Source organism: Neorhodopirellula pilleata, from assembly GCF_007859915.1.
In the GTDB taxonomy this organism is placed as follows: Bacteria; Planctomycetota; Planctomycetia; order Pirellulales; family Pirellulaceae; genus Rhodopirellula; species Rhodopirellula pilleata.
In genome coordinates this window covers 106792-117444 of the sequence record NZ_SJPM01000016.1, presented here as the reverse complement: position 1 = coordinate 117444, position 10653 = coordinate 106792, and the positions used below count along the sequence as shown (strand labels likewise).

8 protein-coding genes are annotated in these 10653 nt (G+C 53.6%); 7 read left to right on the top strand and 1 reads right to left on the bottom strand.

Going from position 1 to position 10653, the window contains the following annotated elements; genetic code table 11:
* Positions 1-123: 123 nt before the first annotated feature.
* The gene (locus tag Pla100_RS25945) at positions 124-1557 is read right to left on the bottom strand and encodes a discoidin domain-containing protein (RefSeq protein ID WP_146581502.1); all 1434 of its coding nucleotides are present in this window, start codon (positions 1555-1557) and stop codon (positions 124-126) included.
* Positions 1558-2018: 461 nt separating this feature from the next.
* Between Pla100_RS25945 and Pla100_RS25940 the strand changes: the two genes are divergently transcribed.
* The 7 genes from Pla100_RS25940 (at position 2019) to Pla100_RS25910 (ending at position 10474) form a co-directional block, all read left to right on the top strand.
* Positions 2019-3245, top strand: a complete 1227-nt coding sequence (locus tag Pla100_RS25940) for a DUF1559 domain-containing protein (protein WP_146581500.1) — start codon at positions 2019-2021, stop codon at positions 3243-3245.
* 151 nt (positions 3246-3396) lie between these two features.
* A complete protein-coding gene (locus Pla100_RS25935) occupies positions 3397-3588 on the top strand; it encodes a hypothetical protein (RefSeq protein WP_146581498.1) in 192 nt (63 codons plus the stop codon).
* A 299-nt stretch (positions 3589-3887) separates the two neighbouring features.
* Entirely contained in the window at positions 3888-4868 is a 981-nt protein-coding gene (locus Pla100_RS25930; protein ID WP_146581497.1) for an alpha/beta hydrolase, read from the top strand.
* Entirely contained in the window at positions 4865-7039 is a 2175-nt protein-coding gene (locus Pla100_RS25925) for a right-handed parallel beta-helix repeat-containing protein (protein ID WP_146581495.1), read from the top strand. Before Pla100_RS25930 ends, Pla100_RS25925 begins: the two co-directional genes overlap by 4 nt.
* 114 nt (positions 7040-7153) lie before the next feature.
* The gene (locus Pla100_RS25920) at positions 7154-7540 is read left to right on the top strand and encodes an SGNH/GDSL hydrolase family protein (protein WP_146581493.1); all 387 of its coding nucleotides are present in this window, start codon (positions 7154-7156) and stop codon (positions 7538-7540) included.
* Between the two features lie 138 nt (positions 7541-7678).
* The gene (locus Pla100_RS25915) at positions 7679-8908 is read left to right on the top strand and encodes a putative glycoside hydrolase (protein ID WP_146581491.1); all 1230 of its coding nucleotides are present in this window, start codon (positions 7679-7681) and stop codon (positions 8906-8908) included.
* Between the two features lie 66 nt (positions 8909-8974).
* Positions 8975-10474, top strand: coding sequence for an alpha-L-fucosidase (locus tag Pla100_RS25910; protein WP_197168237.1), 1500 nt, complete (start codon positions 8975-8977; stop codon positions 10472-10474).
* Positions 10475-10653: the final 179 nt, after the last annotated feature.

Genomic DNA, 10653 nt, shown 5'->3' with positions numbered 1-10653 from the left:
ACCTCGATGCGGTCGTGGAACTGTGCGAGCACCTGGAGTGCGCCCAACGAACCGGCGACGGTGACTCGGACTTCTAGTACGCGGCCCACTGCCCCGGTTCACCCGCCTGGGCAGATAGAACGCTTACTCGGCTCCGAGTTCGTCATGGAGATCCGCAGCAAATCGAATGCGTAGTTCAGTGAGTTGCCGGGTGCGAAGAATGCGGTCAATCAAAAACGTAACGCCGATACCGACAGCTAAAAACGCGGCAAGCCATGTAACCAATGTCAATTGGATTCTTTGACTGGCGTAGCGACGGTTCAGTTCCTTAATGACGAGAGGTCGTATTAGCTCCAGATCGTGACGTTTAGCGAGTTCATGCATCCACGTGCGGACGGGGAGAATTTCGCCGAACAGATTTTTTCCATCGGTAAGAGCGTTGGGTGATCTATCACCAGGGTTGGGCGGATCATCAGCGAAGGCACGTTTGCCCAAAGCAACATTTTGGCCATCGGAATAGAGTTCGATCTCGGCAAAACCGATGCGGATGTCGCCGGACGGATTGCCAACTGAAACGTCTTGCGTCGTTGGCTCTGGCTTCACGGCGCTCAATCGAACAAAGCGACAAGTGGTCTCGGGAATGCGCCACATCATGATCGGCCCGATGTCATTGATGTTGGTTCGTTGGTAGTCAAGCAAAATCTTCGCATTGGCAAAATCTTCTGAATCGGACCCTTCAATTTTCAGTCGATTCGGAATCCCAAGATCGCCTGCGTACGCTTGCGGAACCGTATCACCCTGGTCTACAGCATGCAGGTGGACTTCCGAAATCTTGCGCTGGGATCCCAGATCCAAATACAGGCTCGGTTGCTCCCCGAAGCGGCTGACATAGGCGAGACTTTGATTGCCCTCGGATGAATCCATCAAATAGGGCATCAGTCCGTCTACCAAGAATCGCTCGTCCCATGCACCGACGCGGTCTTTGGAGTTCGATGAAGTCGCGACGTGCTGGCGTAATGCGACGTTGTGTAATCCGCTGAAGACAATAATCTCAGCGAGTTGGAAGATGCGTTTTCCGTCGTAGGCACGCGTTGACAACCGTGTTGCTTCGATCCGTACCCAAGAGGCGGCTATCTGCTTAAGTGGAACTACAAGCGGTCCAATCCTGGGTTCGATTTTGTCTTGCAAATTGTATTCGGCTACCACCTTGCCCTTTGGATTATTGTTGGTGCCTGCGCGAATACGAATTGCTTGCGGGAATCCGTCAGATTGAAAACCTCTGTGGGTGTCACGCCAGAGGGTTGGAACGAGAACAATTTCATCAATCAAATATTCTTTGTCCAACTCAATCTCAATCCATTCCTTTCGCTCAGGCGGCCTGCGCCAATTCGAACGGTAGCCGATCGCGCCGATTCCACCCCGTAGGCTAAACGACGCTAGCCGACCAAGTTGGCTGTCGATCTCAACGAGACGATTTTCTAGCTGCCGGATAGAAAGATTGTCCAGGCTCACGTTTGCTGCTGGTCTATCGGAGGCATAAGCATGCTTCGCATGGAAGCACGAAACGCACAAGAGCACCAAAGCGAACGCGACAATGGGGCTCAGCAATCGATTCATCGGAGCAGTATAGATCGGCGAAAACCAAGGATGTGTCCTCCAAACGGATGACACGGCGTTCAAGAATAAGTCGAATTGTCATCTAAATAGGTGACAGACAGCATGTGCTGCAAAGGCAATAATAACAGCATAGAGACGCTGGTACGGTCTCGAAGATCGCAAAGCAGTCCTTTTGAGGGAGGCGGTCATCGAGTCAGCGTTCCTAACTTTTCCACAGTTCACCTGCATCTACTCCGTCGGATTTGGTGGCGACTCCGCATCGTAACCGATGGACATGGTTTGGATCGAGCGTTGTGTCGCTTTGATTTTTGATTCGGTTGCGAATTAGGACGAAATGGCTGCCGCTTTTGCACGGCAGAAGGACGCTGAGGATTGAGAAGAGTTGTTCTAGGTTTGTTTCACTTTTTCTACTGGGGTTTTTTATGAGTTTCGCAAGAGCGCGACGGGGGTTCACTTTGGTTGAACTGCTCGTCGTGATAGCCATTATCGGTGTTTTGGTTGGACTATTGCTTCCCGCCGTGCAGGCTGCCCGTGAGGCTGCCCGTCGAATGAGCTGCAGCAACAATTTCAAGCAAATCGGTTTGGGCATTCACAACTACCACGCTGCTTACAACCAAATCCCTACCCATGGTGCGGGTACGGCGGCATACAACCCAAGCGACACAGCTGCCTATTGGGCAGAGAGTGATATCGCAAACAATCGACGTCTTAGCTCGTTGGTTGGGATCCTACCGTTTATTGAACAGCAGGCGATTTGGGAAGAAATTTCCAATCCAAGTGCAAGGCGAGCTGACGGAAATACCTCAGCGGCGATTGGAACTCCGGCGAATCCATGGCAGGCCATGGGGCCAACGCCAGGTACGATCCAGTATCTCCCGTGGACATACGAGATTCCATCCTATCGTTGTCCGAGCGATCCAGGTGCCGGTTTGCCAGCTCTTGGACGAACTAACTATGCCGCCTGCTTGGGTGACAGTACCTATCACACTCGCTTTGGCCCCTGGAACGACCGACGCACGAACTCAGCTCGCGAAACAAGCTGCCAAGGTGCTCATCGTGGCTTTTTCAAGCCGTATAACCCCAAGGGTCGCTTCCGTGACGTTCTCGATGGCTTGGCCAACACGATTGCGATGGGAGAAATTGCGACGGATTTGGGAGACGGTGCCGTTTCGACGAGTGCCCCAAATGACGGCTCGACTCTGGGGGGCAACAACGGCGCGATTGCGACGGTTCGTGACAACCCAGGTGCTTGTGACTCATTTCCCAACCCTGCTCGGCCACAGTTCTGGCTCAACGGTGGTGCCAACTCCGACCATTCCCGGGGTTTCAAATGGGGCGAAGCCAAACAGATGTTTACAGGTTGCTTCACGATTCTTCCGCCCAACGACCTCTACTGCGGACGACACAATGCCAAGGATTTGTCGTTCCCAGGTCCGATGTCGAGCCGCCACCAAGGCGGTTGTCATGTCTTGATGGCCGATGGGGCCGTGAAATTCATTACCGATTCGATCGAAGCTGGTAATCGAAATGCTGGCAATGTCTGGCACAGTGGCACGGGAGTTCAGGCGCCTGGCAACAAGAGCCCATACGGACTCTGGGGAGCTCTTGGAACTCGCGCCAGTAAGGAAACGGAGAGCTTGGATAATTGATTGAGATAGTTCTCACTTGATGGCAGGACACCCGGAGTCACTGAGCCTAGCTCGCGTCTTCGGGTGGCGTTGCCAACGATCATCATTTCACGCTCTTTTGCAGCTTTTAACTCTCAACTCCTCAATCCAATCTGATTGGCCGCAAGCAATAATGAAAACTAAATCCTTGTCTCTAACACTGCTTTTTTCCCTGCTGACGATGACTTGCTTTTTGGGCTGTGAAGAGCCGAAAGCGACTTCGGTCACAGAGGGTCTTCCTGCAAGCGATATCGAAGCGTACGAAGCACGTGTCAAGGAGATGGAGGCGGCAGCGATGAAAGAGATGGAAGGATCAGGCGAATAGTGAATCGTCACCCGAGAATCCATGTCTTGGCATCAATCGTGCTTCCAAGATGCGCGGATTGGCTGGTCGTTCGTTGCTTTTGAAATCGGGCCTTCGCAAACGCAACGAGAGTTCGCGGCACAACACGCCGTCAAAGCCCGCTAATTTCAGCTGAAGAACACGCACAAGACTGAAGCGACGGCGCTAGCCGCGGATTTCCTACTCAAATCATTGTTTCGCTTACCCGCGGCTAGCGCCGTCGGCTCACAAGCACTCAAGTCATCACCACACGTTTACCAGTCTTCAGTCCAGAAAACACGATGAGACAACCGTTGATATTAGTGCTGGTGTTGATGCTCGCGGGCCTATGCGGCGCTGACGATGCGGCTTCCCCGAAGAGCCAAGTAGATCCCAAGTGGAGCGGACAAACATTTCGCGATGTGACCTACAAGCAAGTGGGCAAGCGGAAGCTCCAGATGGATATCTACTTGCCATCGGTTCGCCAATCCGAGAAGTCGCCGGTCATCTATTACGTTCACGGTGGCGGATGGGCGGCGGGCAGCAAGAACGGCTTCGGCAGTCGTCTGATGCTGCCGGTTTTTGAGCAATTGGCGGCGGACGGATTTGTTTGCGTCTCCATCGACTACCGGCTTTGCAAAATCGGATCGGGAGTGCGGATGCGTGATTGTGTCACCGATGCCATCGACGGTCTGCGTTTCCTGAATAAGAACCATCGGCAGCACGCGATTGATCCCGAACAAATTGTCGTGTTTGGCGACTCGGCGGGCGGTCAACTTGCTCAGATGCTGACTTATGCTGCTCGCGATCAGTTTCCGGGCGATGAAATGCTGGCGGGAAATGATGTCCAGCCGATTGCCGGAATCTCTTGGTACGGCCCTTCGGACTTCACAGACGTCAATCTTTTCAAAACCAATCTCTCCGATAAGAACCCGGATCGCTTTGGCGCCCGGATCGTTGGCGACGACGGCAGCTATTCAACCAACCCGAAAGCTTTCGAGGAGATGAGTCCGTATTTTTGGATCCAAGAGGACAGCGCTCCGATGCTCGTCTTACAAGGCGATACGGACGCGACCATTCCCCTGCCACATGCAATCCATTTGAAGGAAAAAGCCAACCAGATTGGGGCCAACGTCGAGATGGTTATCGTGAAGAACGCTGGGCACAACTGGCGGAAGGCAGGAGGAGATCCGACGCCCGGATTGGAGGAGATACAACGCATGACCGCGGCCTACGCGCGGCAGCAAATCGCTCGTTTCGGAAATCGAAAGAAGACACAATGAATAAACGATGCGGGTACCTTTTGGTCCTGATGACGATCGGCATCTACTGCTGCGATGCGAAAGCGGATGACGTTCACGCGGCAGACTTTTATGTGTCCCCCCAGGGCTCGGACGCATGGTCGGGAACCTTACCCACACCCGCCCCATCGGGAGACGATGGTCCCTTCGCAACTCTTGCTCAGGCGCGTGATGCGGTTCGGCAAACTGCGAATCACGCCGCGAAAGACATCGTTGTACTTGTCCGTGGCGGAACCTATCGACTGACCGAGACGGTCGTGTTTGGTATCGAGGACTCCGGCGCGGGCGACTCGACGATCACCTACGCGGCTTATCCCGGCGAGACGCCGATATTCAGTTCTGGTCACGAGATCACGGGCTGGAAAAAGGTGACAGCCAAACTCCCCGACTTGCCCGAGGTAGCTCAGGGAAACATTTGGGAAGCGAATGTCTCGGGTTCGTTCCTGACACTTTATGACGATGACGGGATGTTGCCACGCTCGCAGTCGGAACGTTTCGTTCCGCTAAAGGGCGGAAGCCTTCGAGAACTTCACTTCCCGAAGGGCAAGCTGAAGAATTGGTCGAACGTCGAAGACGTTGAAATCCTGGTCCGTCCTACACGCGACTGGATGATGAATGTTTTGCCGCTGGAGTCAGTCGACGAAGCGTCGGGGATCGCTCGCACCGCGATCAACGCAACCTACGCAATGGTCAAACACGGTTGCTGGGTCGAGAACGTGTTGGAAGAACTCGACACCCCTGGTGAATGGACGCTCAATACAAAACTGGGGAAGGTCTACCTTTGGCGACGGGGCGATTCACTCGTGTTCGCGCCCAAACTGATCGAACTGGTTCGCGTGGAAGGCACGATCGACAAACAAGGGCCCAAAGATGTTCCAGTCCGCAACCTGCGATTTCGCGGTTTGACCTTCAAACATGGCGCGCGATACACGCTCACCAACGACGATGCCGGGCTGCAGCATGACTGGGACATGCTGGACAAGAACAACTCGCTCGTTCGCCTGCGGGGCACCGAGAAGTGTTCGATTCAGCAGTGCCATTTTCTTCACAGCGGAAGTGGTGCGATCCGCGTGGATCTGCATGGAATGAAAAACCAGATCTCCGGAAACCACATCGAGTCGATGGGCGGAGGCGGCATTCTGCTTTGCGGATACGGTCCGGGCACCAAGGACGTCAATAAAGACAATATCGTCTTCAACAACCACATCCATCACGTTGGCGAAATCTACTGGCACTCACCGGGGATCTTCCTCTGGCAGAGCGGCGAGAATCGTGTCGCCAACAACCTGATTCATCATACCAACTACACCGGTCTGATCGTTTCGGGATGCGTCCTCCGCTTTTTCACGATGCCCGATAAACGCGAACAGGTTCGCGCTATTCGCGGGCACGAAGTTGGAAAACTGTCCGGCGACCCGAAGCCTGACGAGGTCGAACGCTTCCTGCACAGTCGCGAGAACGTGATTGAGTACAACGAGATCCACCACGCGATGCAAAAGCTAGGCGATGGAAACGGGATCTACATTCGCGGCGCAGGCCCAGGCAACGTGATTCGCCGCAACTATGTCCATCACCTCATCGCCCCGACGCCCAAACAAGGCGCGATCCGGACCGACGGCGGGCAGATGGACACGCTCATTTCAGAAAACGTGATCTACAAGTGCACGTCGCAGGGGATGACGCTGAAGCTGAACAATCGCTTTGAAAACAACATTATCGCTGACGTCATCGCACCGCGGGGCGTCTATTTAAAGATCGTCGAAGGCCCCATGAAAGATGCGAGCAACAAGCGAAACATATTTTACTCGTCGACGGCCGACTGTACGTTCCTATCAGAACCGCCCGAAGGCAAAGGGAATGTCGGCGAAGACCGACGAGGTGATGTGCCAGCACGAATGCGAGACATCGATTCGGATCTCAACTTCTACTATTGCAAATCAGACCCCAGCATTGGCAGGGCGACGCTCGAAAGACTGCAGCGCAAAGGCAGTGATCCCAACAGCAAAGCCGTCGACCCGATGTTCGTCGATCCTGAAAACGGTGATTTCACGTTCCGTCCCGCTTCACCCGCGTTGACGATGGGCATTCTTGAAATTGATCGATCCCTGATTGGCCTCCGTGCCTCAGATGCCACGTACTCACCACAAGAATAGAAACCTAAGAGACGTCGCCGTCTCCAAAACCCTGCCAGGGGCAATCGGCAACGGTTTCCGGATTGATGCTAACTGATTGCCCCACAACGCACTCACTCAAACTGAAATACCGAGATGAAGTCCACTTTCCTTTCAATGATGCTTGTTGTGTCGCTTTGCTCGCCATTGCTGGCGCAAGAGTCTGCGACGAAAGCAACCGAACAGATCGTCAAGTACCTGAAGAATCTAGCTCCCGGCGCAAAGCTGATTTTTGCGACGACGACGCCCGTCCCCGACGGAGAACCGGGCCGAGTGGCGGGCGACGCAGACAAATACAATCAAGTTGCCACGAAAGTTCTGCTCGACTATCCGGAAATCAGAATCAACGATCTCTATTATTTCACCAAGCCGAATCATTCGAAATGGTGGGCCAAACCAGGCGATGTTCACTACGGCACCGAAGGTCGAAATGCTCAGGGCGACGAAGTCTCACGCATCATTCTTGATTCCCTTCCGAAGTGACCCAGACGCTGTTCATTATTCATGTTTTGCGTGGTATGTGACCCGATGGCGTTAGTCGCAGTTGCCGACCGAAACCCGCGACCAACGCTGTCGGCTCACGTTTTGAAAACAGCACATCGTTCCGAAGGAGAATAGTCGATGGCAACCAGATCAATTTATCGTATTTTCCTGATCATCGTGTTGATGATTGCTACATGGACAACGCTTGCTACCGCTGAAAAATTAGCGCATTCGTTGGATGAGAATTCCTTGCGAGTCAGTGACGGCAGCCAGTTTGTGCCCCAGGACCTTTTCCCGAAGTTCAGTTGGGATACGGTTCCCACCTATTACATGTTTGGGCACATGGATCATTCGTTGAGTCCCGAGCAGGTCAGCTTCATTGCCGAGCGGACAGATTTTCTCTGCATTGAAAAATCGCATGGCAGGGGAGAGTTCGGGGCGGCGGACCTCGGTGCCAAACATGAAGCGGCGGCCCTGAAAAAGGCGAATCCCGACTTGAAGGTGCTGTTCTATTTCAACTCTGCCTATGCTTGGCCCTACACGTCGTACAGCAAGGAATTCACGCAACAGGGTATCAAGTCCAAGCCAGAGCTGAAGGAATTCTTGCTCTCCGATCCAAAGACTGGCGAATTGGCCAGTCATCATGGCGGCGTTCTGATGTTCGATATTTTGAACCCTGAATTTCGCGAATGGTGGATTGAAACGGTTGCCAAAGGCGTGAAAGAATCGGGTTGCGATGGCGTCTTTGTTGATCAGATGCACGGCAACGCAAGGCTTCGCAAAGACAAAACCACCGAGATTCGACGATTAATGGGCGACATGATGGTGACGCTCAAGGCCCAGCTCGGTCCCGAGAAGCTCCTACTGGGCAACAATGCGTGCAACGAGGATGCAATCTTTGTGTATCCGGTTTGCGACGCAATCATGTTTGAAAATTTCGCCGACGTTCATTGGAACAAAGAACAACTGCTGGCTGACTGGAACGGCATGTTGAGAAATGCCAGAGAGGGGAAGGTTTCTGTGTTTCGACTTGGCGTCGAAGGGTACGGACGTGGGTATCTGCGGAGCATCACTCGTGAAAAAAAGTTGAAGGTAATGCCGCAACGATCGCGAGAGAAATTGGAGTATGCGCTCGCCTCCTATCTCATTGGCGCCCAGCCTTATTCGTATTTCATGTATAGCTGGGGGTGGACATTGGCAGACGGCGCCCTGGTCGACTACCCAGAATTAAGAAAACCGCTTGGCCCGCCTACAGCTGCGTATCATCGCACCACGCCCAAAGGTTGGGAGTTCACTCGTGAGTTCGAACACGCCAGCGTTTGGGTTAACACTGAAACCCGACAGTCCAAAATCACCTGGAAAGAATAAAGAATGACGAGGCAGCGAAAATATCGAAAGCAACTCCGTGTCGTTTTCCTGATCGTGGCATGCACAATGAGTTGGACGAAGTCCGTTTGTGCCCAGGAACAAACGCAGACACCGCCCAAAGTCGTTCAACTCGATCCGGACGAGGTGACAACAATGATTGCTTCAAGTGGATCATTGGCCGGTCATGCGAAGCGTCACTTTCGGAGTGCCAACGTGGTGCATGGATTCTCGTCACCGCAGGACTCCGTGACCTGGACAGTCATTGCACCGCAAGAAGACGACTACGTGGTCGATGTACTCTTCAGTAAGAAGGGACAGGTGAAGCTGGAAGTGAGTTCGGGGGATTCTGTTCTGACTGCACCGTCGATGATCAAGACATGGGAGTATCGCCCTTTCTTTTGGCGTCAAGAATTATCCGGCACATTGCATCTGAAGGCGGGCGAGAACCAGATCACGTTTCGCTTGCCCGATGAGAAACCTGAATCAGCATCCCAGCGCGATGACACTGAAGAGACCCCTCGTTTCGGACAAGGCGTCACCGAGAAATTCCATTTGTTTTCGATTGAATTAGGGACGGCGTCTGCACGGCAGGCGCAGGCCGAACGGGCACTGGCGATTCGCGGCGATGCGTCATGGATGGTGGATGGCAAGTACGGCATCTTTGTCCATTGGTCCGCGCAGAGTCGTGGTTTCCATATCGATGAAAAGAGAGCGGATTGGTTTCAAAAGTCCGTGGAGATGTTCGATGTCAACGTGTTCGCCGACGCCATTGAGCGGACCGGTGCTGCATGGGTCACGTTCACCGCGACGCACCAGGGATTCTATTGGCCCGGCCCCAACGCGGCGCTCGATAAGATTGCACCGGGCCGCACCGCCGAGAGAGATTTACTAGGCGAGATCATTGACGAACTGGACCGTCGAGGCATCCGGACTCTGTTTTATCTGCACACCGGATACAACGGCTATGCCCCCGAAGTGTGGCGAGAAGCGGTTGGCGCAAACGATCCCGATACGACGCGTTTTAGCGACAACATCGAGTCGATCTTACGCGAATGCAGTCTGCGTTATGGCAAAAAACTGAAGGGGTTCGGCTACATCGACGGCGCACAAGCCTGGGATTATCCGCTCAAGCCATCTTGGGAAGGTTGGGCGAGAGCGATCAAGGCTGGCAATCCCGATGCGTTGGTGGGGTTCAGTTTCAATCGCGGCACGACGGTCAGCCCGTTCAATGATTTGTATGTCACCGATGGCGGCAAGGAATTATTGAGTCCCGATCCTCAGTTGATTGGCCCGGGGCGACAGTTGGGCGATGTGACACCGGCGTGGTGGTTTCTGATGGACCACGAAGGATGGTTTCCCAACCAACCGTTCCATGGCAAGCATGGCCTGGGCCCGGTTCATTCCACGGAGGAATACGTTGACTTCTTCCAGCGGATGGCAGCCGCCAAGATTCCCGTGACCGTCAACTTGATCATGACAGCCGATGTCACCGACGACCACGAAATCTTCCATCCCAAATGCACGGCGGTGATGGACGAAGTGCGGATTGCTATTCGTGCGAAATAGTCACAATCGCATGGCTGGTCGATCTGCGGTATGGAATCAGGAATTGAAAAGGCGAGGCGAAACTTGAAAAATCAATTTCTATCCTTTCGGTCGCTGAAGATGTTTCAGTGGATTCTGGTCATACTATTGCCCGCTGTGCAGAGTGAGACTTTTGCAGTCGACATCAATGTATCGATTGC